Below are 24,113 nucleotides of genomic sequence, written 5' to 3'. Positions count from 1 at the left end.
GCGGTCGGGTCAGCTGGGGACAGCGACCCCGTCCGCGACCGGGCGGACCCGGGGTGTGGCGGCCGGTACCGGTGCCGGCCGCCACACCTCAGTCAGCCGCCCGCTCCGGCGTACGCCCCGGTACGCCCAGCAAGCCTTTATCACGGACGGTGACCGCCCTCCGGCGGCCGGGCCGGCGCCTCCGCGTGCCGTGTCCGCTTCCGGACCCACCGCTCATTTACGCCGAATCGGTTGCACGGCAAGGCCCTCGTCCAGGACGATGCAGGGAGGGCGGGCGCTCACCGTGCACCCGTCACCGCGGAGGGCCCGTTCGCGCGGGCGGCCCCTCTTTCACGCTCCGTGAGGCCGATCCGGCCCCGGCGCGTGTCCGTGACCATCCTTCCGCGACGGCGCTCCTCCCCCGGCGCCGTCATCCGGCACCGGCGCGGCCCTGACGCCGAGTGCTACGACAAAGGGCCCCGTTCCCCCGCGGGGCCCTTTGCCCTTTCCGGAGTCCTCCCCCGGCACCTTCCCCGCCCGGTCAGTCCGCCACGGGACGGCGGAACGCGGCGTGCGGGTCCTCGTCCCCGTCGCGCGCGGCGGCGCGGGCGGGCGGCTCGTCCACGACCAGCTCGACCGAGCCGTACGAGACCTTCTCCAGCAGGTCCGCGCCGCCCTGGCCGGGCAGCACGGGCTGGAGCAGGGGCAGCGCGCCGGGCTGCGGCGGCACGGCGGGCATCGGCGGCGCCTGCGGGCGCGGCGGGGCCAGCGGCACCCGGGTGCGGCGCAGGGCGTCGAGCACGGCGGGCACGACCAGCGCGCCGAACACGCCCCAGCAGAGCGCGGAGAGCAGCACCGAGACCAGCGACCAGCCGACCAGGTCCATGGTGGTGCCCAGGTGCTCGCCGCTCGGGCTGGTGCGGGAGCTGTCGTACCACATCGAGGTGCCGAGCAGCAGCGCGGCGGTCAGCACCGCGTACAGGCCCGCGAGCACCGCCCGGTCGCGGTGGAACAGCCGCCCGCGGTGCGCGGACCAGCCGAGCGCCAGCGCGGCGGCCAGCACCGGGAGGACCGCGAACCACCAGCCGGAGCCGTGCCCGTTCAGGTCGAACAGCGAGAAGGCCGTCGGGTGGAGGCCGAAGCTGCCCAGGCCCAGGGCGGTCGCGCCGCTGCCGACGCCGTAGAGGCGCAGGCCGTCGTTGGTGACCATGCCCAGCGGGCCGGAGCCGTTCTCCGAGAACACCCCGTCGGAGGAGAGCCGCACCACCAGCGCGACCGCGGTGAGCAGCACCAGCAGGCCGCCGACCACCCGGGAGGCGTGCTGCCAGGCGAGCAGCAGGCTGCCCAGCCAGCCGCGCCGGGCGGCCTCCGCGCGCAGGGCGGCCGCGCCGTCCACGGCCAGCACCAGGGCGGCCGCGGCCAGCGCCGCGGAGACCGTGAGCGGCAGCAGCGAGGTGCCGGTCTCCATGGTCATCGACAGGTCGTCGTCGGAGCCGAGGCCCGCGTCGTGCCCGGCCAGCCAGCCCAGCAGCAGCGCGACCGCGCCGGACAGCGCGCCGGTGCGCAGCGCCTGCAGGGCGGCGGCGGGGGCGGTGGGCTCGGCGGCACCGGCCCGGCGGCGGGCCCGGCCGGCCAGGTGCAGGCCGGCCCAGAGCAGCAGCAGCCAGCCGAAGGCGACCAGGTACATCACCAGGTGGGTGCTGCTGGTGGAGACGGCGTCCGTGCCGTCGGCGAAGGACGACTTCCCGGTGTACTGGACCCGGGAGGTCAGCGGCGCGCCGAAGGCGGTGAGGGCCAGCGTCAGCCAGGTCTGGAAGCCCTTGGCGGACCAACCGAGGCCGGCCGCCGAGGCGTCGCCGCCGTCCTGGCTGGCGGCGCCGATCACGGCGGCCAGGACCAGCAGCGCGGTCGGCGCGATCAGCACCCGGCCCGCGGTCAGCCAGCCGCGGGAGAGCAGCGGCGTCTCCCGGGTGTGGTGCACCCGGCCGGCGCCCCACGGGGAGGGGCCGGTGCCCGCGGAGCCGGCGCCCTCGATCACGTCCCCGATCGCGGGGGCGGCGAGCGGTCTCCCGCAGTTGGCGCAGGTCACCGCGGGGTCGGCCGAGGCCGCCCCGCAGGACGGACAGATGGGCATGGTGGTCCCCCAGGATGCTTCGTGCGATGAGGGCCCGTTTATCCCACCGGGGGTAAAGGGATGTCAATCTCCTTCTGCGGCACGGCGGGGCACCTCGGGCACGGCCAGCAGCGGCAGCCGCAGCGCGCCGAACGCGCCGTCGGGGACGGCGGGCCGCAGCGGCGCGACGGGCGGCACCGGGCGGTAGGCGGCGCCCGGCTCGGGGCGCGGGTCGGCCTCGCCGCGGTTGGGCCACATCGACATGGCCCGCTCGGCCTGCGCGGTGATGGTCAGCGAGGGGTTGACGCCCAGGTTGGCGGAGACCGCGGAGCCGTCGACCACGCTGATCCCGGGGTGCCCGTACAGCCGGTGGTAGGGGTCGACGACGCCGGTGTCGGCGCTGTCGCCGATCGGGCAGCCGCCGAGGAAGTGCGCGGTCAGCGGGATGTCGAAGATCTCGCCCGCGGTGGAGCCGGGGAAGCCGTTGATGGAGGCGGCGAGCGCCCGGGCGCCCTCCTCGGCGGCCGGGATCCAGCTCGGGTTGGGGGCGCCGTGGCCCTGCCGGGAGGTGAGCTTCCCGTTCTTCAGCGAGACGGTCAGCGAGTTGTCCAGGGACTGCATGACCAGGCCGATGATCGTCTTCTCCGACCAGCGGTGCTGGTTCATCGACTGGACGAAGGTCCACGGGTGCCGGGCCGCGGTGCCCAGGTAGCGCAGCCAGCGCGGCCCGCGCCCGGCGCCGGACACCTGCTGGATCGACAGCGCGCCCATCGCGTTGGAGCCCCGCCCGTAGCGGACCGGCTCGATGTGGGTGTTCTCGTCGGGGTGCACCGAGGAGGTGATGGCCACGCCGCGGGTGAAGTCGGGACGCTCCCCGTAGCGCCGGGTGGAGGTCTGCGCGCCCACCAGCGCCTCGGAGTTGGTGCGGGTGAGGTGGCCGAGCCGGGCGGAGATCCGCGGCAGCAGCCCGGCCTCGCGCATCCGGTGCAGCAGCGTCTGGGTGCCGTACGTGCCCGCCGCGACCACGACCCGCTCGGCGGTGATCGTGCGCGCCCCGGCCCTCCGGGCCCGCCGGGTGCGGGCGTCGGTGGGCAGCACGTCGACCGCGTAACCCTCGCCGTGCGGGCGCAGCCGGTGCACGGTGGTCATCGGCAGGATCTCGGCCCCGGCCCGCTCGGCCAGGTACAGGTAGTTCTCGGTGAGGGTGTTCTTGGCGCCGTGCCGGCAGCCGGTCATGCACTCCCCGCACTCGGTGCAGGCCCGGCGCCGGGGCCCGGCGCCGCCGAAGTACGGGTCGTCGACCTCGCCGCCGGGCGCGGCCTTCGCCTCGCCGGTGCCGTCCTGCCCGTCGCCGAAGAACACCCCGACCGGCGCCAGGTGGAAGGTGTCGCCGCAGCCCATCGCCTCGGCGGCGGCCTTCAGGTGCACGTCGGAGGGGGTCATGGTCGGGTTGAGCCGCACCCCGAGCATCCGCTGCGCCTGGTCGTAGAACGGCGCGAGCTCGGCCTGCCAGTCGGTGATGTGCCGCCACTGCCGGTCCTCGAAGAACGCCTTCGGCGGGACGTACAGGGTGTTGGCGTAGTTCAGCGAGCCGCCGCCGACGCCCGCCCCGGCCAGGATCAGCACGTTGCGCAGCAGGTGGATGCGCTGGATGCCGTAGCGGCCGAGGGCGGGTGCCCACAGGTAGTCGCGCAGGTTCCAGGAGGTGCGGGGCAGCTCCTCGCGGCGGAACCTGCGCCCGGCCTCCAGGACGGCGACCCGGTAGCCCTTCTCGGTCAGCCGCAGGGCCGCGACCGAGCCGCCGAAGCCCGAACCGACCACCACGACGTCGTAGTCGTACGACACTGCTGCCCCCTCTGGGTTGGCTACTTGAGACGGAACGCCTTCATCGCCTTCAGGCCGGTGGTGAACAGCTCCGCGAACTTCCGGTCGTCCATGCCCATCGACGGGCCGATCGGCAGCAGCCGCTGCACCGCGACGGTCTGCGCCTCGGTGTAGCGCAGGATGCCCTCGGCGCCGTGCCGCCGCCCCAGCCCGGAGTCGCCCATGCCGCCCATCGGCGAGGCCACCGAGCCGTACGCGGCGGCGTACGCCTCGTTGACGTTGACGGTGCCGGTGCGCAGCCGGGCGGCGACCCGGCGGCCGCGGGCGGTGTCCTTCGTCCAGACGCTGGAGTTCAGGCCGTACGGGGTGGCGTTGGCGGCGGCGACGGCCTCGTCCTCGGTGTCGAAGCGGTAGACCGAGACGACCGGGCCGAAGGTCTCCTCGGCGCAGACCGCCATGTCGGGGGTGACGCCGTCCAGGATGGTCGGCTCGTGGAACAGCGGGCCCAGGTCGGGCCGGGCCCGGCCGCCCGCCAGCACCTTCGCGCCGGCCTTGACGGCCTCCTCGACATGCCGGGTGACGGTCTCCAGCTGGCGGGCGGAGACCAGCGAGCCCATGTCGGCGCCGTAGGCGAGGCCGCCGCCCAGGCGCAGCGCGGAGGTCCTCTCGGCGAACTTCGCCAGGAAGGCGTCGGCGACCGAGCGGTGCACGTAGAGCCGCTCGATGGAGATGCACAGCTGGCCGGCCGAGGAGAAGCAGGCCCGGACGGCGCCCGCGGCGGCCCGGTCGAGGTCGGCGTCGGCGAGCACCAGCATGGCGTTCTTGCCGCCGAGTTCCAGCGAGGCGCCGACCAGCCGCTCGGCGGCCCGCCGGGCGACGTCCCGACCGGTGCGGGTGGAGCCGGTGAAGGCGACGTAGTCGGCGCGCTCGACCACCTGCGGGCCGACCACCGGGCCGTCGCCGAGGACGATCTGCCAGGCCTGCGGGGGCAGCCCGGCCTCGACGAACAGCTCGCGGGCCCACAGCGCGGTCAGCGCGGTCTGGGTGTCCGGCTTGTTGACCACCGCGTTGCCCGCGACCAGGGCGGGCAGCGCGTCGCCGACGGACAGCTCCAGCGGGTAGTTCCAGGGCGAGATCTGCCCGACCACGCCCTTGGGGCGGCGGGCCTCCACGGCGCTGGTCAGACCCGGCACGGCGCCGCCGCGGCGGCGGTCGCGCAGGTAGGAGCGCGCGGTGCGGCCGTAGTGCCGGGCCGCCGAGGCGACGGCCATCACCTCCTCGAAGGCGTGCAGCCGGGCCTTGCCGGTCTCCGCCTGGATGAGGTCGAGCACCTCGTCCTGCCGCTTCAGCAGCAGGTCGTGGAAGCGCAGCAGGACGCCCGCCCGGTGCCGCACCGACAGCGCGGCCCAGGCGGGCTGGGCCCGCCGGGCCTGCTCGAAGGCCCGCTCCACGTCCTGCTCCGAGGACAGCGGCAGCTCGGCCAGCGCCTCGCCGGTGAGCGGCGCGAGGGTCTGCGCGCGCTGCTCGCCGGAGGCGGTGACGCCCTTGGCCAGCCGGGCGACCAGTGTCGCCGGGACCGCCGAAGCGACGCCGCGCGCCGCACCCTTCGCCGCAGGATTGCGCCGGACCTGGCTCGTGCTCTCCGTCATGCGGGCAGCCTAGGCCCTGGACCCCGACTTGTGTACCCGCCGGTAACACCAAAAGGCGGAACCCGGCGCTCCGGCCGGGGCGCCTCAGGAGGTCGGGGTGAAGTTGTTCAGCACCGTGGTGAACTGCCGCAGGCTGTCCACCCAGTCCTTCTCCGGCCCGGAGACGTACACCATGTACGCCGTGCCGTCGCTGCGCCGGAACTCGACCTCCTTGGCGTGCCGCCGGGCGTCCTTGGCGCCGAAGCTGAACTCCCACACCGCGCCCTCCTCGCCCTTGATCTTGGCGATGGCGAGGCTGGTGCGCTGGTAGTCCTTCAGGCTCTTGCTGAGCGTGGCCTCCATCTGCAGGAAGTGCTCCTGCGGGGAGAGCGGCTGGCCGACCGTGACCGCGAACAGCAGGAAGTGCTCCTGGTTGTCCGGCGTGTAGTAGATCTGCCCGCCGCTCTTCTCGGTGCGCACCCAGTCGCCGTTGGTGGGCAGCAGGAAGCGGAACCCGGCCGGGTCGTCCCGCCAGGCGTACCCGGCGGGCGCGGGCGCGCCGCTGGGCAGCGGGCTGTCACCGGGCAGCGGGTTGTCCGCGCCGGTCGTCCCGGACGCGACCGGGCCCGGGACGACGGGCGGGCCGCCGCGGTGCCGCTGCAGGTAGTACGCGCCCCCGCCCGCACCGGCGAGCAGCAGCACGCCGACCACCGCCCACAGCACCGCCCGCCCGCGCCGCCGGGGCGCCGCGGGCGCGGCCGTCGCGGCGGGCGGCGCCGGGGCCGGGGCCGGGACGGGCTCGGTGGCCGGTTCGGCGTCCGACGCGGTGGCGTCCGGCTCGGTGGTCCGGTCGACCACCGGGACCAGCTGGGTGGGCAGCCGGGGCTCGCCCGCCTGCTCGGGCACCCGGATGCTGACGGTGTGCCCGTCGGCGACCTCGCGCAGCATCCGGGCGGCCTCGTCGGCGCCGGGCCGCTCGGCCGGGTCCTTGGCCATCAGCGCGGCCAGCACCGGCCCGAGCCCGGCGGCCCGGCGCGGTTCGGGCAGCGGCTCGTCCACGACGGCGGTGAGCGTGCTGAGCGGGTTGTCGCGGCGGAACGGCGACTCGCCCTCCACCGCGTGGTACAGCGTCGCGCCGAGCGCCCACAGGTCGGAGGCCGGGCCGGGGCGCTGGCCCTGGGCCCGCTCCGGGGCCAGGTAGTCGGGCGAGCCGACCAGGTCGCCGGGGCGGGTGATGTCCATCGCGCCCTCGAACTTGGCGATGCCGAAGTCCAGCAGCACGACCCGCCCGGTGCCGTGCTCCAGCAGCACGTTGGCGGGCTTGACGTCGCGGTGCAGCACCCCCAGCTGGTGACCGCGGTGCAGGGCGGCGAGCACCTGGAGGCCGACGTCGGCGGCCTCCCGCGGCGTCAGCGTGCCGTCCTGGGTGATGACGTCGGACAGCGCGCGGCCGTCCACCAGCTCCATCACGATCCACGGCCGGCCGTCCTGCTCCAGCACGTCGTGGATGGTGATCACGCCCGGGTGCTTGATCCGGGCGGCGGCCCGGGCCTCGCGCTTCATCCGGGACTGGAGCATCTCCAGGTCCTCCTCCGAGAGGTGGCTGACCGTCAGCTCCTTGACGGCCACCTCCCGGTCCAGCATCTCGTCCCTGGCGCGCCAGACGGTCCCCATGCCGCCGCGCCCCAGACGCTCGCCGAGCGCGTACCGCCCGGCCAGCAGACGGCCGGTCGACTGCTCCTGCGCGCCCATGGGCCGCCCCCCCTTCGTTCCCCCACCGTCGGTCGGACGGGGTCCTGGCAGACCGTGTGCCTGCTCGCACCGACGGTTCAGGAGGCCAGCCTAGGCCGCGCGGCGTCCCCCGGGAATCGCACCCCGGCTACGCGTCGCACCGTGACCGGGCGCTCTCAGCCCGCGACGGCGACGATCCCGGCGAGCGCCGCGACCAGCAGCACCAGCACGCCCCCCAGGATCAGCGGACCGAGCAGCCGCGGCGGCACCCGCGGCCGCCGCACCGGCCCCTGACGCCCCGTCGCCCGTCCGGCCGCCCGCTCCCGCCGTCCGCCGCGCGGGTGCGGCACCAGCGGACCGGCCGGCGGCCGGAGCACCGGCAGCAGCGGGTCGGGCGGGCCGTCCAGGCCCGGTTCGGGTGCGAACACCAGCAGTTCGCGCAGCTCCCGCTGGACGGCGACCGCGTCCGGCCGGGCCGCGGCGTCCGGCTGCAGCAGCCGCTCGACCAGCGGCCGCAGCGGCCCGCAGCCGTCCGCGGGGTGGTGCCGCCCGTCCCGGACGGCCGCCAGCAGCGTCGGCAGGTCGCTCTCCGGGTACGGGCCGCGGCCGGTCAGCAGCCGGTACAGCAGCACGCCCAGCGCCCAGGTGTCCGCGGGGGCGCCCGGGTCGATCGCCCAGCGCTCGGCGAGCGGTCCGAGCATCAGCGCCCGGGTCTCGTACACCCGGCGCGGCACCTCGCCGCCCAGCGCCGCGCACAGCTCCTCCTCGGCGGCGCCCAGCAGCAGCCCGCCGAGCATCGCCGCGCCGTCCTCGCAGACCAGCACCGTGCGCAGGGTCAGGTTCCCGTGCGTCAGCCCGTCCTCGTGCAGGGAGCGCAGCGCGCCCGCCAGGTCCGCCCCGATCTCCGCGACCCGGTACGGCGAGACCGGTCCGTTGCCCGCCAGACGTTCCAGGGGGACCCCCGGCACCGCCTCCTCGGCGACCCACAGCACCTCGTCCTCGGGCCCGGCCGCGAGCCCGCGCAGCAGCCGCGGGTGCCTGGACGCCGCCGCCGCGACCTGCGCGACCCGCGCCGTCACCCGCGGCCCGTACGAGGGGGCGGGCGCCCCCGCCGGGTGCCCCGGCACCAGCAGTTCGGGCAGCTCCAGCCCGAACAGCCGCACCCGCGCCCCGCCGTGGACGTCCACCGCGAGCACCCCGGCCCCGTCCTCCGGACGGTCCGTCACCCGGTACCGCCCGGCCACCACTTGCCCCGGCTCCGCTCGCATGCCTGTTCCTCACGCCGTAGTCCCGCCAGCGTACGGCCCCCGCCTGCCCCCGCCACCGCCCGGTACGCGCTTTCCCCTCCACCACCGGAAGCCGCCCCTCCGCCCCCGCACCCCCGTCCGTCCGCGCCGGAGCCGCCCCCAACTCCCCGCCCCGGGCCGCTGCGGGCGCCCACCGCCCCGGGCGCGCCCGGCCCGCCGCCGACTCCGCCCCGCACCCCGCCGCGGACGTGCACCGCCCCGGCGTGGCGCCCGTGCTCACGGCGCGGGCTGGAAGCTCTCGAAGGAGGTCTGCCGGGCCAGCGAGCCCTCCGGCGCCGTCCACACCTCTTCGGGCATGGTCCAGTAGATCGCGTACCCGTACTTGCCGTTCCCGGTGACGAAGCCGCGGTTGAGCGAGTGCAGCAGGGTGCCGCTCTTGCCGGTGTACGTCCACTCCCAGTCGGCGGCGTTGGTCCAGTCCCGGTACGCGACGGACTCCACCCGGACCTTGCGGTAGTTGGTCATCTTCGCGTTGCGGTCGGACTCCTGCCAGTCCTTCAGCGCGCTGTCCCCGGCCGGGCTCTGCCAGTCGACGACCAGCCGCAGCCCGCGCCCCTCGAAGCGCCGGCTGGTGGCGCGGTAGTCGGGGCCCTGGTCGGCCATCCAGTCGGGCAGCGTGATGCTGAACCCGGACTGGTCCTTGTAGACCCGGTACCCGGCGGGCGGCTGACCGGCCGTCGGCGCGGACGAGGGCGAGGGCGATCCGGAAGCGGTGGCCGACGCCGGGGCCGAGGAGGCCGGGGACGCCGCGGAGGCCGGGTCGGAGGCGCTCGCGGAGGCCGTCGCCGGCGCCGGGGGCGGCACGGCGCCGTCCGCGGAGCCCCGCCCGTCCCCGCCGTCGCCCTTCGGCCAGAACACCACCAGCGCCGCGACCACCGCGAGCACCGCGACCACCGCGGCCCCGGCCAGCACCGCCCGCCGCCGCGAGCCGAACGGACCGCCCGCGGGCGGCACTTCGGCCGTCCGCTCGGGCCCCCGGACCTCGGCCGGGACCGGGGCCGGAGCCGGAACGACCACGGTCGCGGCCTCGGCCGCGGACTTGGTCCCGGCCTCCGGCAGCGGCTTCCCCGCGGCGATCAGTTCGAGCAGCGGGCGGGCCGTGTCGGCGTCCATCCGCCGCTCCGGCTCCTTCTCCAGCAGGCCCTCGATGACGGTCCGCAGCGGTCCGGCGTTGCGCGGCGCCGGGAGCGGTTCGGTCATCACGGCGGTGAGGGTGGCCAGCGCGTCGCCCCGGTCGTACGGCGGGACGCCCTCGACCATCGCGTACAGCGTGCCGCCCAGCGACCACAGGTCGGAGGGCGGTCCGGGGCGGCGGCCGCGGGCGCGTTCGGGGGCGATGTAGGAGGGGGCGCCGACCAGCATGCCGGTGGAGGTGATGGAGGTGTCGCCCTCGACGCTGGCGATGCCGAAGTCGGTGAGCACGGTGCGCCCGTCCTCGCCGATCAGCACGTTCGACGGCTTGACGTCCCGGTGCAGGATGCCCTGGCCGTGCGCGGCACCGAGCACCCCGAGCAGGTCGAGGGCGATCTTCGCGGCCCGTTCGGGGGTGAGCGCGCCGTCCTCGGCGATCACGTCGGCCAGCGAGCGCCCGGCGACCAGCTCCATCACGATCCAGGGCCGGTCGTCCTCCTCGACCACGTCGTAGACGGTGACGGCGGCGGTGTGCCGGATCCGGGCGGTGGCCTTGGCCTCGCGCATGGTGCGGACGACCAGCCGGTGCTTCTCGATCTCGTCGACGGTGCCGGTCATCCGGAGTTCCTTGACCGCGACGATCCGGCCCAGCGTCTCGTCCTCGGCCCGCCAGACGGTGCCCATGCCGCCGCGCCCGAGCACCTCTCCGAGCCGGTAGCGGTCCGCCAGCAGTCGGCCGGTCGGTTCCTGCGGCTGCGTCATCGGTGCGCTCTCCCCATGGTGTTGCGGCCCTCGGCGGGCGCCCCGCCGCGACCTGACGGCGTGTCGGACCGCCGAGGGTGGCGGTCGCACGCCGGACACCCATCATCCCCTGTCCCGTCCCGTCCCGGCCACCCGCCCCCCTGGCCGTGGCCGTGCCGTCGGCGGCTCCGGGGCCCGCCACCCGCCGACATCCGGAAGGGCCCCCGCCGTCGCGTGACGGCGGGGGCCCTTCCGGCTCCAACGGGGCGGTCAGCGGGCGGGGTTGACCGTGACCTCGACCCGCTGGAACTCCTTGAGCTCGGTGTAGCCGGTGGTGGCCATCGCCCGGCGCAGCGCGCCGAACAGGTTCATGGTGCCGTCGGGGGTGTGCGACGGGCCGGCCAGGATCTGCTCGGTGGTGCCGACGGTGCCCAGGTGGACCCGCTTGCCGCGCGGCAGCTCCTCGTGGACGGCCTCCATGCCCCAGTGGTAGCCCCGGCCGGGCGCGTCGGTGGCGCGGGCCAGCGCGGCGCCGATCATCACCGCGTCCGCGCCGCAGGCGACGGCCTTGGGGATGTCGCCGCTGTAGCCGACGCCGCCGTCCGCGATCACGTGCACGTACCGGCCGCCGGACTCGTCCATGTAGTCGCGGCGGGCGGCCGCGACGTCCGCCACGGCGGTCGCCATCGGCACCTGGATGCCCAGCACGCCCCGGGTGGTGTGCGCGGCGCCGCCGCCGAAGCCGACCAGCACGCCGGCCGCGCCGGTGCGCATCAGGTGCAGCGCGGCGGTGTAGGTGGCGCAGCCGCCGACGATCACCGGCACGTCCAGCTCGTAGATGAACTGCTTCAGGTTCAGCGGCTCGGCCGCGCCCGAGACGTGCTCGGCGGAGACGGTGGTGCCGCGGATGACGAACACGTCGACCCCGGCGTCCACCACGGTCTTGGAGAACTCGGCGGTGCGCTGCGGCGAGAGCGCCGCGGCGGTCACGACGCCCGAGTCACGGACCTCCTTGATCCGCTCCTTGATCAGCTCGGCCTTGATCGGCTCCGCGTACACCTCCTGCAGGCGCCGGGTCGCCGCCGCCTCGTCGGTGATGGAGGCGATCTCCTCCAGCAGCGGCCGCGGGTCCTCGTACCGCGTCCACAGGCCCTCCAGGTTCAGCACGCCCAGGCCGCCCAGCTGCCCGATCGCGATGGCCTGCTGCGGCGACACCACGCTGTCCATCGGCGCGGCCAGGAACGGCAGTTCGAACCGGTAGGCGTCGATCTGCCAGGCGATCGAGACCTCCTTCGGGTCACGCGTACGGCGGCTGGGGACGACGGCGATGTCGTCGAAGGAGTACGCCCGGCGGCCGCGCTTGCCTCGCCCGATCTCGATCTCAGTCACTTCGAGCCCTTCTGCTGCTTTCCATCTCCCGACCGGGTCCCCCCGGCCACGCCCCCAAGTATCCCGTACCGGGCCCGCCCGCCCCGCCAGGGGCGCACCCGCTCCCCCCGGAACAGCGGAGATCCGCCCGGCCCGCAGCGAGCTGCGGGCCGGGCGGATCCGTGCGGGAGGACGCTCAGCGCGCGTTGTAGTTCGGCGCCTCGACGGTCATCTGGATGTCGTGCGGGTGGCTCTCCTTGAGGCCGGCCGAGGTGATCCGGACGAACCGGCCCTTGGTCTGCATCTCCTCGATGTTCGCCGCGCCCACGTAGCCCATGGTCTGGCGCAGGCCGCCGACCAGCTGGAACAGCACCGCGGACAGCGGGCCGCGGTAGGGCACCTGGCCCTCGATGCCCTCGGCGATCAGCTTCTCGTCGGAGGACACCTCGGCCTGGAAGTAGCGGTCCTTGGAGAAGGACTTCGCCTGCCCGCGGGTCTGCATCGCGCCCAGCGAGCCCATGCCGCGGTACGACTTGAACTGCTTGCCGTTGATGAAGAGCAGCTCGCCGGGCGACTCCTCGCAGCCGGCCAGCAGCGAGCCGAGCATCACGGTGTCGGCGCCGGCGCACAGCGCCTTGCCGATGTCGCCGGAGTACTGCAGGCCGCCGTCGCCGATGATCGGGACGCCCGCGTCCTGGCAGGCCTGGGCGGCCTCGTAGATCGCGGTGACCTGCGGGACGCCGACGCCCGCGACCACCCGGGTGGTGCAGATCGAGCCGGGGCCGACGCCGACCTTCACGCCGTCCACGCCCGCGTCGAGCAGCGCCTGGGCGCCGTCCCGGGTGGCGACGTTGCCGCCGACCACGTCGACCGGCACGGCGGCCTTGATCTTGGAGATCCAGGACAGCGCGTTGTGCGAGTGCCCGTGCGAGGTGTCGACGACCAGGAAGTCCACGCCCGCGCCGACCAGCGCCTGGGCGCGGTCGAAGGCCTCGGCGGAGGCGCCGACGGCGGCACCCACCAGCAGTCGGCCCTCGGAGTCCTTGGCGGCGTTCGGGTACTTCTCGGCCTTGACGAAGTCCTTGACGGTGATCAGGCCCTTGAGCCGGCCCTCGTCGTCGACCAGCGGCAGCTTCTCGATCTTGTGGCGGCGCAGCAGGGCCACCGCGTCCTCGGCGGAGATGCCGACCTTGCCGGTGATCAGCGGCATCGGGGTCATGATGTCGGCGACCTTGCGGCTGCGGTCGGTCTCGAAGGCCATGTCGCGGTTGGTGACGATGCCCAGCAGCTTGCCCTCCGGCGTCGCCACCGGCACGCCGGAGATCCGGAACCGGGCGCACAGCGCGTCGGCCTCGGCCAGCGTCGCCTCCGGGCCGACCGTGATCGGGTCGGTGACCATGCCGGACTCGGAGCGCTTCACCAGGTCGACCTGGTTGACCTGGTCCTCGATCGAGAGGTTGCGGTGCAGGACGCCGACGCCGCCCTGGCGGGCCATCGCGATCGCCATCCGCGACTCGGTGACCTTGTCCATCGCCGCCGACAGCAGCGGGATGTTGACCCGCACGTTCCGGGAGATCCGCGAGGAGGTGTCGACCTGGTTGGGCAGCACCTCGGAGGCCCCGGGCAGCAGCAGGACGTCGTCGTACGTGAGTCCGAGCATCGCGAACTTCTCGGGTACGCCGGCGGCGTTGTAAGACATGGGGAACCTTCCGTGGCGGGCCGTCGTTCTGCGCACGGGCGCCCGGCTGTCATCGGCCGCCAAGACGCCCGGCAACTGGAGGAACCTCCAACGGAACCCCGCGCGCACCGGAGAAACTTTGGCGACCCGACCAGGCGCCGATACCCCATGGTACTGGTGACGCGGGGTAGGTCGTCGCGCCCTCTTGACAACGCCCGACCGCCCGCGCTTCTTCCGCGCGCGGCCCGCCCGTCGTCCACGCGCGTCCAGCAGCGCGGACGGTGAGCGGGCCGGGGCTCAGCCGCTCTCCTCCGCCAGCGCCCGCAGCCGCGACAGCGCCCGGTGCTGGGCGACCCGCACCGCGCCGGGCGACATCCCGAGCACCTCGCCGGTCTCCTCCGCCGACAGCCCGTCCGCCACCCGCAGCAGCACCAGCTCGCGCTGACGGGCCGGCAGGTACGACAGCAGCTCCTTGATCCACTCGGCGTCGCTGGAGAGCAGCGCCCGCTCCTCGGGGCCGAGCGAGTCGTCCGGCGTCTCCGGCAGGTCGTCCGGCGGGATCACGGTCGAGCCGGGCCCGCGCATCGCGGCCCGCTGCAGGTCGGCGATCTTGTGCGCGGCGATCCCGTAGACGAAGGCCTCGAACGGACGCCCGGTGTCCCGGTAGCGGGGCAGCGCGCAGAGCACCGCGACGCAGACCTCCTGGGCCACGTCGTCCACGTGGTGCCGGGCCCCGCCGGGTAGCCGCACCAGGCGGCCGCGGCAGTAGCGCAGCGCCAGCGGGAGCACGTAGCCGAGCAGCGCCTCGATCGCCGGGCCGTCCCCGCGGACCGCCGCCGCGACCAGTTCGGCCACCTCCGGCGACGTCCCCGCGCCGAGGACGGGCGGGCGGGGCGCCGCTCCCGACGGGTCGTCGAATCCGGCCGCCCGGTCGTCGGAGCCGCTCACCGCACCCTCCGGTGCCGACGACGGATCGGCAGCCGCACCCCCGGGGGCGGGCTGCACCGGGTCGGGCCCGGCGGCCTCCTCGTCGTCACGCATCGGTCCATGGTGCCTGGTCGGGCCGGAAAACGCGGCACCGCGTCCGGACTTGTGCATCGGAACGTTATCCGTCGCCGCGTGCACCGTGCCGCCTCCCCTGCCTGTCCGCTGGTCCCCGAGGTGCTCCACTACTCCATGGTGCAGCCTCGGGACCACAACGTCACACGTCCGAGCGAGCGCAGTTCGCGCGTCCGCTCAGCGGACCAGGCCCCAACGGAAGCCCAGCGCCACCGCGTGCGCGCGGTCCGAGGCGCCCAGCTTCTTGAACAGCCGCCTGGCGTGCGTCTTCACGGTGTCCTCGGACAGGAACAGCTCGCGGCCGATCTCGGCGTTGGAACGGCCGTGGCTCATCCCCTCCAGCACCTGGATCTCACGGGCCGTCAGGGTCGGCGCGGCGCCCATGTCCGGGCTGCGGAGCCGACGCGGCGCCAGGCGCCAGGTCGGGTCGGCCAGCGCCTGGGTGACGGTGGCCCGCAGCTCGGCGCGCGAGGCGTCCTTGTGCAGGTAGCCGCGGGCCCCGGCGGCGACCGCGAGGGCCACCCCGTCCAGGTCCTCGGCGACGGTGAGCATGATGATCCGGGCGCCCGGGTCGGCCGACAGCAGTCGGCGGACCGTTTCGACCCCGCCGAGGCCGGGCATCCGGACGTCCATCAGAACGAGATCGGAACGGTCGGCCACCCAGCGGCGGAGGACCTCCTCACCGTTCGTCGCAGTGGTCACCCGGTCCACTCCGGGCACGGTCGCCACCGCACGGCGAAGCGCCTCCCGGGCGAGCGGGGAATCGTCGCAGACGAGTACGGATGTCATGACCGTCCTCCGCAGCTGATCCGCGTCACGTTGAGCCTCCTGGCTGGTACGAACCTCTCCGACACGGCCCCGGTACGGACCCGTTCCGATCGCCTCGCTGCGCGACCGTCCCCGATGTCCCGTGCCCTCTGACCGCCTCCGTACATCCAACGACCGTCACTCGAATGAGTTACGGCTTCACCTCCATCTCCACCACTGTACGTGGCCAACCCATCACGCAGGAGCCACCTCGCGGTGCACGCGCCGCTCTTTTGTGCAGCTCGCACGCGGTGTCCGCGTCCTGCGCGCCCTCCGGGGGCGGTCCGCGCCCGGTCGGACACCCGATCGGTGCAGCATTCGGGTTCAAACCTATTGCCCCTTTTGTCCGTTTTTATAGCTTCTGTCAGGTCATTGACTGATTCGCTGGACTGTGGGTGACTTGTCCGTGTAGTGGGCGTAAGTCATATTTCCAGGTGTCCGTACCGGCCCCGTGCAGCCTCGCCGCAACGACCGCGACCGAGGAGCCCGGCCCCGAGCCATGAAGGGAACGTGCCATGGCAGATTTCTCCCGCCTCCCCGGCCCCAACGCAGATCTCTGGGACTGGCAGCTCTCCGCAGCCTGCCGCGGCGTGGACAGTTCGCTGTTCTTCCACCCCGAGGGCGAGCGCGGCGCGGCCCGGACCTCCCGCGAGACGAGCGCCAAGGAGGTCTGCATGCGCTGCCCGGTGCGCGCCCAGTGCGCGGCCCACGCCCTGGCCGTCCGCGAGCCCTACGGGGTGTGGGGCGGCATGACCGAGGACGAGCGCGAGGAGCTGCTCGGCCGCTCGCGCAACCGGCTGGCCGAGGTGCCGCTGGCCATGCCGCAGACCATCCGCCGCTGAACCCCGCCCGCCCCCGCCCCGCCGCGGCCGTCCCCGCCGCAGCGGAACGCACCGCGCGGACGCGTCGCCCGCCCGTCCCCGGCGGCCGCCGCGCTCAGCGGGCGGCGGCCGCCGCCGCGAGCTGCTCCAGCATCAGCGCCACCGCCGGAACCCCCACCAGGTCCGGCAGGGTCAGCGCCACCACCTCGCGCCGGGCCGGCTCCCCCGACGCCACCCGCACCGGCACCGCCGCCGCACCCGGGTGCCGCACCGACTCCAGCGCCAGCCCCGGCAGCACCGCCACCCCCAGGCCCGCGCCCACCAGGCCCACCACCGCCGGGTAGTCGTCCGTCGCGAACTCGATCGACGGCGCGAAGCCCGCGTCCGCGCACAGCTCCACCAGGTGGCCCCGGCACTGCGGGCAGCCCGCGATCCACTGCTCCCCCGCCAGCTCGGACAGGTCCACCGGCGCGTCCTCGCCGCGGTCCGCGAGCGGGTGCCCGGCCGGGACCAGGCCCACCAGCGGGTCGTCCAGCAGCGGGCGCACCACCAGCTCCGACCAGTCGTTCGCGGCCGCCGTCGCCGCCGCCTCCAGCGCCGCCTCGGCCCGCGCCTCGCGCAGCGTCGCGTGCGGGGACGGCAGGCTCAGCCCGCCCTGCGAGTCCGGGTACCGGAACGCCAGCGCCACCTCGCACTCCCCGCCGCGCAGCATCGCCAGCGCCTGGGTCGGCTCCGCCTCCACCAGCGAGACCCGCACCCCCGGGTGCGCCGCCCGCACCTGCGCCACCGACCGCGGCACCAGCGTCGAGCTCGCCGTCGGGAACGAGACCAGCCGCACCCGGCCGGCCCGCAGCCCGGCGATCGCCGCGACCTCCTCCTCGGCGGCCGACAGCCCGGCGAGGATCCCGTCCGCGTGCCGCAGCAGCACCCGCCCGGCCTCGCTCAGCTGCATCTCCCGCCCGGCCCGCACCACCAGCGGGGTGCCCACCGCCTTCTCCAGCGCCTTCATCTGCTGGCTCACCGCGGGCTGCGTGCACCCCAGCTCCCGCGCCGCGGCGGAGAACGACCCGGTCCGGGCGACGGCGTGCAGGACACGGAGGTGGCGGGCTTCGATCACGCCGTCAACTGTACGGAACCCGCTGCGCGCCCCGCGCACGCGAAGGGGCGCGGGGAACCGGCGGTCCGAGCCCGGCACCACGGGGGTGCCCGGTCGGTCGCGCGGTTCCTCGCGCCCCTGGTTTCGCCTCTCGCCGCCTCAACGGCTAGCGGCTAGCGCCTCAGTGGCTGTGGCCGTGGCCGCCGTGCGAGTGGCCGTGGCCCGCGGCCTCCTCCTCTTCCTTCTTCTCCACCACGAGGGTCTCGGTGGTGAGCAGCAGGGAGGCGATGGAGGCGGCGTTCTCCAGGGCGGAGCGGGTGACCTTGACCGGGTCGATGACGCCGGCCTTGACCAGGTCGCCGTACTCGCCGGTGGCGGCGTTGTAGCCCTGGCCCGCGTCCAGCTCGGCGACCTTGGAGGTGATGACGTAGCCCTCCAGGCCGGCGTTCTGGGCGATCCAGCGCAGCGGCTCGGCGAGCGCCTTGCGGACCACGGCGACACCGGTGGCCTCGTCGCCGGACAGGCCGAGGCCGTCCGCCAGGACCTTCGCGGCGTGGACGAGCGAGGCGCCACCACCGGCGACGATGCCCTCCTCGACCGCGGCGCGGGTCGCGGAGATGGCGTCCTCCAGGCGGTGCTTGCGCTCCTTGAGCTCGACCTCGGTGGCCGCGCCGACCTTGATCACGCAGACGCCGCCGGCCAGCTTGGCGAGGCGCTCCTGGAGCTTCTCGCGGTCCCAGTCGGAGTCGGTGTTGGCGATCTCGGCCTTGATCTGGGCGACCCGGCCGGCGACCTCGGCGGAGTCACCGGCGCCGTCGACGACGATGGTCTCGTCCTTGGTGACGGTGATCCGGCGGGCGGTGCCGAGCACGTCCAGGCCGACCTGGTCGAGCTTGAGGCCGACCTCCTCGGAGACGACCTGGCCGCCGGTGAGGGTGGCGATGTCGCCGAGGATGGCCTTGCGGCGGTCGCCGAAGCCGGGGGCCTTGACCGCGACCGCGTTGAAGGTGCCGCGGATCTTGTTGACCACCAGGGTGGAGAGGGCCTCGCCGTCGACGTCCTCGGCGATGATCAGCAGCGGGCGGGAGCCGCCGGCCTGCAGGACCTTCTCCAGCAGCGGCAGGAGCTCCTGGATGGAGGAGATCTTGCCCTGGTTGATCAGGACGTACGGGTCCTCCAGGATCGCTTCCTGGCGCTCCGCGTCGGTGACGAAGTACGGCGACAGGTAGCCCTTGTCGAACTGCATGCCCTCGGTGAACTCGAGCTCGACGCCGAAGGTGTTGGACTCCTCGACGGTGATCACACCGTCCTTGCCGACCTTGTCGATCGCCTCGGCGATCAGCTCGCCGACCTGGGTGTCCTGGGCGGAGAGGGAGGCGACGGCGGCGATGTCGTCCTTGCCGTCGATCTCGCGGGCCACCGAGAGCAGGTGCTCGGAGACGGCGGCGACGGCCTTGTCGATGCCCTTCTTCAGGGCGGCCGGGCCGGCGCCCGCGGCCACGTTGCGCAGACCCTCGTTCACCAGGGCCTGGGCGAGCACGGTGGCGGTGGTGGTGCCGTCGCCCGCGACGTCGTTGGTCTTGGTGGCGACCTCCTTGACCAGCTGCGCGCCGAGGTTCTCGTACGGGTCGTCGAGCTCGACCTCGCGGGCGATGGTCACACCGTCGTTGGTGATGGTCGGGGCGCCGAACTTCTTGTCGATGACGACGTTGCGGCCCTTGGGGCCGATGGTCACCTTGACCGTGTCGGCCAGCTTGTTGACACCGCGCTCCAGCGAGCGGCGGGCGTCCTCGTCGAACTGCAGGGTCTTCGCCATGGTCCCGTTTCCTCAGGGGTTCAGTCTGCGTACGTGGAGCAACAACCGCGCCCCGGGCCCCTGTCGGTGCGACACGGATCCGGGGCGGGGCTGGGACGTCTTTACTGCGCGGACGTCTTACTTCTCGATGATCGCGAGGACGTCGCGGGCCGAGAGGACGAGGTACTCCTCGCCCTGGTACTTCACCTCGGTGCCGCCGTACTTCGAGTACAGGACGATGTCACCGACGGCGACGTCGAGCGGCAGACGCTGGCCGTCCTCGAAGCGGCCCGGGCCGACGGCCAGGACGACGCCCTCCTGGGGCTTCTCCTTGGCGGTGTCCGGGATCACCAGGCCGGAGGCGGTGGTGGTCTCGGCGTCGAGCGGCTGGACCACGATGCGGTCCTCGAGCGGCTTGATGGCAACCTTGCTGCTGGTGGTCACGTCCGAGCTCCCCTTCGGAGATTACGGGGTTGTCTAACAGGTAGGTGGCGAATGTTCGCGGCCGCCGTCGCGGGGGTCGGACGCGCTTCATCGCGTTAGCACTCTCCATGGGGGGAGTGCCAGGTATGACCTTAGGACGCCGTTAGCACTCAGTCAACCAGAGTGCCAACGACGTCGCGGTCGAGTTTCCGTTCGACCCGGGTGCCGACCCGGCTCCTTCCGAGTACGGCTACTCAGGCGGCGGTCCGGATCCCCCGCCAGGCTCGGCCCATGACGACGACACGACCTCCGGTGGGACGGGACGCGTTCCACGCGGTGTGGCTGACGGCCCTGTCGGTGCCGCTGCTGTGCGCGGTGCCCTACGCGCTCATGCTGGTGGTGTTCGCGGTGAGCGCGGCGTCGGAGCGCGGGGGCGGGGCCGGGGCGCTGGTGGCGCTGGGCGTCGCGGTGGCGGTGGTGGGGGTGGCGGTGCCGGCGGTGGCGGTGGTGGTGACCGCCCGGCGGGGCTACCGGATCGCGCCGCTGTCGGTGGGGCTGGCCGCCCCCGCGCTGGTCGCGGCGGTGTTCGCGGTGCTGGCGCACTGATCCGAGCCGGGACAATGGTGCGGTGGAGATCGAGTCGTTCCGGGCGCTGCTGACCGAGCAGGGGCAGGCGCTGCTGGCCGAGTTGCAGGGGTTCACGGCGGAGCGGGAGCTGGCGCTGGCGACCGCGCTGCGGCGGGAGCACCCGGCGGAGCTGGTGCGGGCGGCGTTCGAGCAGGCCCGGCTGCGGCAGCGGGCGGAGGCGAAGTTCGGGGCGGACGCCGCGTCGATGTACTTCACCCAGCCCGGGGTGGAGCAGGCGACCCGCCGTTCGGTGGCCGAGTGGCGGGCGGGTCGGTTCGCGGCGCTGGGGGTGCGGCGGCTGGCCGACCTGTGCTGCGGGATCGGCGGGGACGCGGTCGCGCTGGCCCGGGCCGGGATCGCGGTGCTGGCGGTGGACCGGGACGAGCTGACCTGCGAGGTGGCGCGGGCGAACGCGGCGGCGCTGGGCGTGGCGGAGCTGGTGGAGGTGCGCCGGGCGGACGTCGCGGACGTGGACACCGCGGGCTTCGACGCGGTGTTCACCGATCCGGCGCGGCGCACCTCGCGCGGCCGGGTGTTCGACCCCGAGGCGTACTCGCCGCCGCTGTCCTGGGCGGTGCGGGCGGCCCGCAGCGCCCCGTTCGGGGCGTTGAAGGTGGCGCCGGGGATCCCGCACGAGCTGGTCCCGGAGGGCGCCGAGGCGGAGTGGGTGTCGGACCGGGGCGAGGTGAAGGAGGCGGTGCTGTGGTTCGGCACGGCCGCCGCCGAGCCGTACCGGGCGACGCTGCTGCCGGGCCCGCACTCGCTGTCCGGCGGCGCGCTGCCCGACCCGCCGGTGGGCCCGGTGGGCCGCTACCTGTACGAGCCGGACGGCGCGGTGATCCGGGGCCGGATGGTGGCCGAGGTGGTGGCGGCGGTGAACGGGCGGCTGATCGACCCGATGATCGCGTACGTCACCTCGGACGAGCTGCGGCCGACCCCGTACGCGCAGGCGTACGAGCTGACCGAAGTGCTGCCGTTCCAGGTCAAGCGGTTGAAGGCACTGGTGAAGGAGCGCCGGATCGGCACCGTGGTGGTCAAAAAGCGCGGGGCGTCGGTGGTGCCGGAGGAGCTGCGGCGGCAGCTGAAGCCGGCCGGGCCGAACGCGGTGACGGTGATCGTGGCCCGCACCGCGGCCGGCCCGGTGATGATGCTGGGTCAGCCGGTGGGCCCGGCCACGTAGTCGTCGAGGCGGGCGACGGCAAAGCCCTGCTCCTGGATCCGGTTGAGCAGTTCGGCGAACATCTGGGTCATGGTCTCGCCCTTGAGCTCGGACGGGCCGCGGAAGTGGGCGAGGATGATGTCGCCGTTGCGGAGCTTCTTGTCGGCGGCCTGGTACTGCATGTCGTGGATCTGCATGGACTCGCGCCACAGCACGACGGCGCGCGGCCCGCACTCCTGGACGGCGGTGTTCAGGGTCGGGGTGTTGGCGCCGTCGCCGTAGGGCGGGCGGAACAGGTACGGGGCGGTGCCGTACTGCTCGGTGAGGGCCGCCTGGTCGTCGCAGACCTGCGACTTCTGCTGGGCGGCCGGGAGCTTGCTCATCACCGGGTGGCTGACGGTGTGGTTCTGGATGCTGTTGCCGAGCGCCTGCAGCGGCTTGAAGTAGGCGTAGTCGTTCTTGACGATGTCCTTGGTCAGGAACATCGTGATCGGCACCTTCAGCTCGGTGAGCATCTCGACGAACTTCGGGTCCTTCTCGGCCCCGTCGTCGATGGTGACGAACACGACCTTGTCGCCGGTGGGGACGTCGCTGAACACCGGTACGGGGCCGGACCTGGTGAGCTTGACCGGCCGGTCGGCGGGCGGCGCGGGCGCCTTGGGCAGCGGCTTGACGCCCCACTTCGCCCAGGTGGCCTCGCTGACCGCCTGCTGCGCGGGCGCCGAGGGGGCGCCGGAGGCGGAGGCGGCCGGGGAGGCGGCGGCGACCGGCTTGGCCGGGACGGGCCGGGAGTCGGCGGGCCCCGATCCGCTGCTGCACCCGCTGGCCGCCAGCAGCACCGCGAGGGCACCCGCCCCGTACCCGATCCGTACCCGCTGCATCACCGATGTCCCCCGCTCGTCCTCGACACGCGTGTCGATAATAGGACTAACGGGGGTGGTCTCTCGGTTGCTACCCCGCGTCCGTGCGGGTGAAGGTCCAGCGGTGCACCGGACGGGCCAGCAGCCCGGCGGGGGGCTCCGGCACCGGCACCGGCTCGCCCTCCCACAGCGCGATCAGCAGCACCCGGTCGCCCGGCGCGGTGAACAGCTCCACCCGCTCCAGACCGGCCGCCGCGCGCACCGCGGGCAGCGCGAACTCCCGGGCCCAGGCGTGCAGTTCACCGCCCCGGCCGTCCACCGCCCGGGCCTCCCACATCGCCGCCAGGGTCACTTCAGCGCCTCGTGCGCGTGCGCGTGGACGTGCCCGTGCCCGTCGCCCGGCACGTGGGTCTCGGTGACCGGCAGCGAGGAGTCCGCCGACAGGTCGAAGGAGGAGGGCGTGCGGTCCCGCCACACCATCTCGGCGCCGAGCGCCGCCACCATCGCGCCGTTGTCGGTGCACAGGCCCGGCCGCGGCACCCGCAGCACGATGCCCGCCCTGTCGCAGCGCTGCTGCGCCATCTCGCGCAGCCGCGAGTTCGCCGCCACGCCGCCGCCGATCATCAGGTGGTCGACGCCGTTGTCCTTGCACGCCCGCACCGCCTTGCGGGTCAGCACGTCGGTGACCGCCTCCTGGAAGGACGCCGCGACGTCCGCCACCGGCACCGGCTCCCCCGCCCGCCGCTTGGCCTCCACCCAGCGCGCCACGGCCGTCTTCAGGCCGGAGAACGAGAAGTCGTACGCCGGGTCCCCGGCGTTGTTCAGCCCGCGCGGGAAGGCGATCGCCGAGCCGTCGCCCTCCTTGGCCATCCGGTCCACCACCGGCCCGCCCGGGAAGCCCAGCCCGAGGACGCGCGCCACCTTGTCGAACGCCTCGCCCGCCGCGTCGTCGATGGTCGCGCCCAGCGGCCGCACGTCGGAGGTGATGTCACCGCTGAGCAGCAGCGAGGAGTGCCCGCCCGACACCAGCAGCGCCATCGTCGGCTCCGGCAGCCGGCCGTGCTCCAGCTGGTCCACGCAGATGTGCGAGGCCAGGTGGTTCACCCCGTACAGCGGCTTGTCCAGTGCCCACGCGTACGCCTTGGCCGCGCTCACGCCCACCAGCAGCGCGCCCGCCAGGCCCGGGCCCGCGGTGACGGCGATGCCGTCCAGGTCGCTCGCCTTCACCCCGGCGGTTTCCAGCGCCCGCCGGATGGTGGGGACCATCGCCTCCAGGTGCGCCCGGCTGGCGATCTCCGGCACCACGCCGCCGTACCGGGCGTGGTCGTTGACGCTGGAGGCGACCGCGTCGGCCAGCAGCGTGGTGCCGCGGACGATGCCGACGCCGGTCTCGTCGCAGGAGGTCTCGATGCCGAGGACGAGGGGTTCGTCAGCCATTGTGATGATCCTTCAGATCGCTTGCGTCACTTGCGTCACTTGCCAGGTGGTCCAGACGCATCACCAGTGCGTCCACGTTGGCGGGCTGGTAGTAGCCCCGCCGGATCCCGACCGGCTCGAACCCGAACCGCTCGTACAGCCGCTGCGCGCGCGGGTTGTCCACCCGCACCTCCAGCAGCGTCTCCGTGCAGCCGCGCCGGACCGACTCCCCCGTCAGCTCCGCCAGCAGCAGCGCCCCGAGCCCCGCCCCCTGGTGCTCCGGGGCCACCGCGATCGTCTGCACGTCGCCGTCCGTCCCGACCGCCATCAGCCCGGCGTACCCGACGACCGCGCCGCTCCCGTCCACGGCCACCACGTAGTGCCGGCTGCCGCCCGGGTGCGCCTCCGCCAGCTCCGACCAGTACATCCCGCGCGACCACGCGTCCTCGGGGAACAGCTGGTGCTCCAGCGCCATGACCGGCTCGATGTCCCACCACCGCATCGGGCGCAACGCGTACCTAGCCACGCCGACCGGCCGTTCCGGCCGGGG

General features: G+C 74.3%; 20 protein-coding genes. 3 read left to right on the top strand and 17 right to left on the bottom strand.

Going from position 1 to position 24,113, the window contains the following annotated elements; genetic code table 11:
- Positions 1-520: 520 nt before the first annotated feature.
- The 10 genes from ACFY00_RS27435 to ACFY00_RS27390 all read right to left on the bottom strand — a co-directional run bounded on the left by ACFY00_RS27435 (position 521) and on the right by ACFY00_RS27390 (position 15,348).
- Positions 521-2,113 (bottom strand): hypothetical protein, encoded by a 1,593-nt coding sequence (locus tag ACFY00_RS27435; RefSeq protein WP_388034198.1) that lies wholly within the window; start codon positions 2,111-2,113, stop codon positions 521-523.
- Between the two features lie 63 nt (positions 2,114-2,176).
- Entirely contained in the window at positions 2,177-3,937 is a 1,761-nt protein-coding gene (locus tag ACFY00_RS27430; RefSeq protein ID WP_388034197.1) for a GMC oxidoreductase, read from the bottom strand.
- 20 nt (positions 3,938-3,957) lie between these two features.
- Complete coding sequence (locus ACFY00_RS27425; RefSeq protein WP_388034196.1) at positions 3,958-5,565, bottom strand: succinic semialdehyde dehydrogenase; 1,608 nt, start codon at positions 5,563-5,565, stop codon at positions 3,958-3,960.
- An 84-nt stretch (positions 5,566-5,649) separates the two neighbouring features.
- Entirely contained in the window at positions 5,650-7,296 is a 1,647-nt protein-coding gene (locus ACFY00_RS27420) for a serine/threonine-protein kinase (protein ID WP_388034195.1), read from the bottom strand.
- 155 nt (positions 7,297-7,451) lie between these two features.
- Positions 7,452-8,543: a protein kinase gene (locus ACFY00_RS27415; RefSeq protein ID WP_388034194.1), complete on the bottom strand. Its 1,092-nt coding sequence runs from the start codon at positions 8,541-8,543 to the stop codon at positions 7,452-7,454.
- Between the two features lie 255 nt (positions 8,544-8,798).
- Positions 8,799-10,475 carry a serine/threonine-protein kinase gene (locus ACFY00_RS27410; RefSeq protein WP_388034193.1) on the bottom strand — a complete coding sequence of 559 codons (1,677 nt, stop codon included), beginning with the start codon at positions 10,473-10,475 and terminating at the stop codon, positions 8,799-8,801.
- A gap of 249 nt (positions 10,476-10,724) precedes the next feature.
- Positions 10,725-11,843 carry a GuaB3 family IMP dehydrogenase-related protein gene (locus ACFY00_RS27405; RefSeq protein WP_388034192.1) on the bottom strand — a complete coding sequence of 373 codons (1,119 nt, stop codon included), beginning with the start codon at positions 11,841-11,843 and terminating at the stop codon, positions 10,725-10,727.
- Positions 11,844-12,018: 175 nt separating this feature from the next.
- The gene (gene guaB / locus ACFY00_RS27400; protein ID WP_388034191.1) at positions 12,019-13,521 is read right to left on the bottom strand and encodes an IMP dehydrogenase; all 1,503 of its coding nucleotides are present in this window, start codon (positions 13,519-13,521) and stop codon (positions 12,019-12,021) included.
- 276 nt (positions 13,522-13,797) lie between these two features.
- On the bottom strand, positions 13,798-14,541 hold the full coding sequence (shbA, locus tag ACFY00_RS27395) for an RNA polymerase sigma factor ShbA (RefSeq protein WP_285737106.1): 744 nt from the start codon (positions 14,539-14,541) through the stop codon (positions 13,798-13,800).
- A 195-nt stretch (positions 14,542-14,736) separates the two neighbouring features.
- Complete coding sequence (locus tag ACFY00_RS27390; RefSeq protein WP_014136228.1) at positions 14,737-15,348, bottom strand: response regulator transcription factor; 612 nt, start codon at positions 15,346-15,348, stop codon at positions 14,737-14,739.
- 533 nt (positions 15,349-15,881) lie between these two features.
- On the opposite strand from ACFY00_RS27390, the gene ACFY00_RS27385 reads away from it, so the two are divergent.
- Complete coding sequence (locus ACFY00_RS27385; protein ID WP_285737105.1) at positions 15,882-16,208, top strand: WhiB family transcriptional regulator; 327 nt, start codon at positions 15,882-15,884, stop codon at positions 16,206-16,208.
- A 94-nt stretch (positions 16,209-16,302) separates the two neighbouring features.
- Here the strand turns inward: ACFY00_RS27385 and ACFY00_RS27380 are convergent, their stop codons facing one another.
- The 3 genes from ACFY00_RS27380 to groES all read right to left on the bottom strand — a co-directional run bounded on the left by ACFY00_RS27380 (position 16,303) and on the right by groES (position 19,522).
- On the bottom strand, positions 16,303-17,304 hold the full coding sequence (locus ACFY00_RS27380; RefSeq protein WP_388034190.1) for a LysR family transcriptional regulator: 1,002 nt from the start codon (positions 17,302-17,304) through the stop codon (positions 16,303-16,305).
- A 160-nt stretch (positions 17,305-17,464) separates the two neighbouring features.
- On the bottom strand, positions 17,465-19,099 hold the full coding sequence (groL, locus tag ACFY00_RS27375; protein WP_388034189.1) for a chaperonin GroEL: 1,635 nt from the start codon (positions 19,097-19,099) through the stop codon (positions 17,465-17,467).
- 117 nt (positions 19,100-19,216) lie between these two features.
- The gene (groES, locus tag ACFY00_RS27370; protein ID WP_014136232.1) at positions 19,217-19,522 is read right to left on the bottom strand and encodes a co-chaperone GroES; all 306 of its coding nucleotides are present in this window, start codon (positions 19,520-19,522) and stop codon (positions 19,217-19,219) included.
- Positions 19,523-19,792: 270 nt separating this feature from the next.
- Here groES and ACFY00_RS27365 point away from each other — a divergent pair, with 270 nt between their 5' ends.
- Both ACFY00_RS27365 and ACFY00_RS27360 read left to right on the top strand, forming a co-directional pair.
- Complete coding sequence (locus ACFY00_RS27365) at positions 19,793-20,107, top strand: hypothetical protein (protein WP_388034188.1); 315 nt, start codon at positions 19,793-19,795, stop codon at positions 20,105-20,107.
- 22 nt (positions 20,108-20,129) lie between these two features.
- On the top strand, positions 20,130-21,308 hold the full coding sequence (locus ACFY00_RS27360) for a methyltransferase domain-containing protein (protein WP_388034187.1): 1,179 nt from the start codon (positions 20,130-20,132) through the stop codon (positions 21,306-21,308).
- On the opposite strand, the gene ACFY00_RS27355 is transcribed toward ACFY00_RS27360, so the two are convergent.
- The 4 genes from ACFY00_RS27355 to rimI form a co-directional block, all read right to left on the bottom strand.
- A complete protein-coding gene (locus ACFY00_RS27355) occupies positions 21,284-22,168 on the bottom strand; it encodes a polysaccharide deacetylase family protein (RefSeq protein ID WP_388034186.1) in 885 nt (294 codons plus the stop codon). The genes ACFY00_RS27360 and ACFY00_RS27355 overlap by 25 nt on opposite strands.
- A gap of 70 nt (positions 22,169-22,238) precedes the next feature.
- Complete coding sequence (locus ACFY00_RS27350; RefSeq protein ID WP_388034185.1) at positions 22,239-22,484, bottom strand: hypothetical protein; 246 nt, start codon at positions 22,482-22,484, stop codon at positions 22,239-22,241.
- 11 nt (positions 22,485-22,495) lie between these two features.
- On the bottom strand, positions 22,496-23,584 hold the full coding sequence (gene tsaD, locus ACFY00_RS27345) for a tRNA (adenosine(37)-N6)-threonylcarbamoyltransferase complex transferase subunit TsaD (RefSeq protein ID WP_388034184.1): 1,089 nt from the start codon (positions 23,582-23,584) through the stop codon (positions 22,496-22,498).
- Positions 23,577-24,065: a ribosomal protein S18-alanine N-acetyltransferase gene (gene rimI, locus ACFY00_RS27340; protein WP_388034183.1), complete on the bottom strand. Its 489-nt coding sequence runs from the start codon at positions 24,063-24,065 to the stop codon at positions 23,577-23,579. Before rimI ends, tsaD begins: the two co-directional genes overlap by 8 nt.
- Positions 24,066-24,113 lie beyond the last annotated feature (48 nt).

The organism is Kitasatospora sp. NPDC001540 (assembly GCF_042894345.1).
In the GTDB taxonomy this organism is placed as follows: Bacteria; Actinomycetota; Actinomycetes; order Streptomycetales; family Streptomycetaceae; genus Kitasatospora; species Kitasatospora phosalacinea_C.
The sequence above is the reverse complement of the archived record's forward strand: the minus strand, read 5'-3'. Positions and strand labels throughout refer to the sequence as shown.

Excerpts from the sequence above, each read along its gene's own strand:
- shbA (WP_285737106.1), bottom strand. The coding sequence starts at position 14,541 with ATGCGTGACGACGAGGAGGCCGCCGGGCCCGACCCGGTGCAGCCCGCC.
- groL (WP_388034189.1), bottom strand. The coding sequence starts at position 19,099 with ATGGCGAAGACCCTGCAGTTCGACGAGGACGCCCGCCGCTCGCTGGAG.
- ACFY00_RS27365 (WP_388034188.1), top strand. The coding sequence starts at position 19,793 with ATGACGACGACACGACCTCCGGTGGGACGGGACGCGTTCCACGCGGTG.
- ACFY00_RS27355 (WP_388034186.1), bottom strand. The coding sequence starts at position 22,168 with ATGCAGCGGGTACGGATCGGGTACGGGGCGGGTGCCCTCGCGGTGCTG.
- ACFY00_RS27410 (WP_388034193.1), bottom strand. The coding sequence starts at position 10,475 with ATGACGCAGCCGCAGGAACCGACCGGCCGACTGCTGGCGGACCGCTAC.
- ACFY00_RS27425 (WP_388034196.1), bottom strand. The coding sequence starts at position 5,565 with ATGACGGAGAGCACGAGCCAGGTCCGGCGCAATCCTGCGGCGAAGGGT.
- guaB (WP_388034191.1), bottom strand. The coding sequence starts at position 13,521 with ATGTCTTACAACGCCGCCGGCGTACCCGAGAAGTTCGCGATGCTCGGA.
- rimI (WP_388034183.1), bottom strand. The coding sequence starts at position 24,065 with ATGCGGTGGTGGGACATCGAGCCGGTCATGGCGCTGGAGCACCAGCTG.
- ACFY00_RS27420 (WP_388034195.1), bottom strand. The coding sequence starts at position 7,296 with ATGGGCGCGCAGGAGCAGTCGACCGGCCGTCTGCTGGCCGGGCGGTAC.
- ACFY00_RS27350 (WP_388034185.1), bottom strand. The coding sequence starts at position 22,484 with ATGTGGGAGGCCCGGGCGGTGGACGGCCGGGGCGGTGAACTGCACGCC.
- tsaD (WP_388034184.1), bottom strand. The coding sequence starts at position 23,584 with ATGGCTGACGAACCCCTCGTCCTCGGCATCGAGACCTCCTGCGACGAG.
- ACFY00_RS27390 (WP_014136228.1), bottom strand. The coding sequence starts at position 15,348 with ATGACATCCGTACTCGTCTGCGACGATTCCCCGCTCGCCCGGGAGGCG.
- ACFY00_RS27385 (WP_285737105.1), top strand. The coding sequence starts at position 15,882 with ATGGCAGATTTCTCCCGCCTCCCCGGCCCCAACGCAGATCTCTGGGAC.
- ACFY00_RS27435 (WP_388034198.1), bottom strand. The coding sequence starts at position 2,113 with ATGCCCATCTGTCCGTCCTGCGGGGCGGCCTCGGCCGACCCCGCGGTG.
- ACFY00_RS27415 (WP_388034194.1), bottom strand. The coding sequence starts at position 8,543 with ATGCGAGCGGAGCCGGGGCAAGTGGTGGCCGGGCGGTACCGGGTGACG.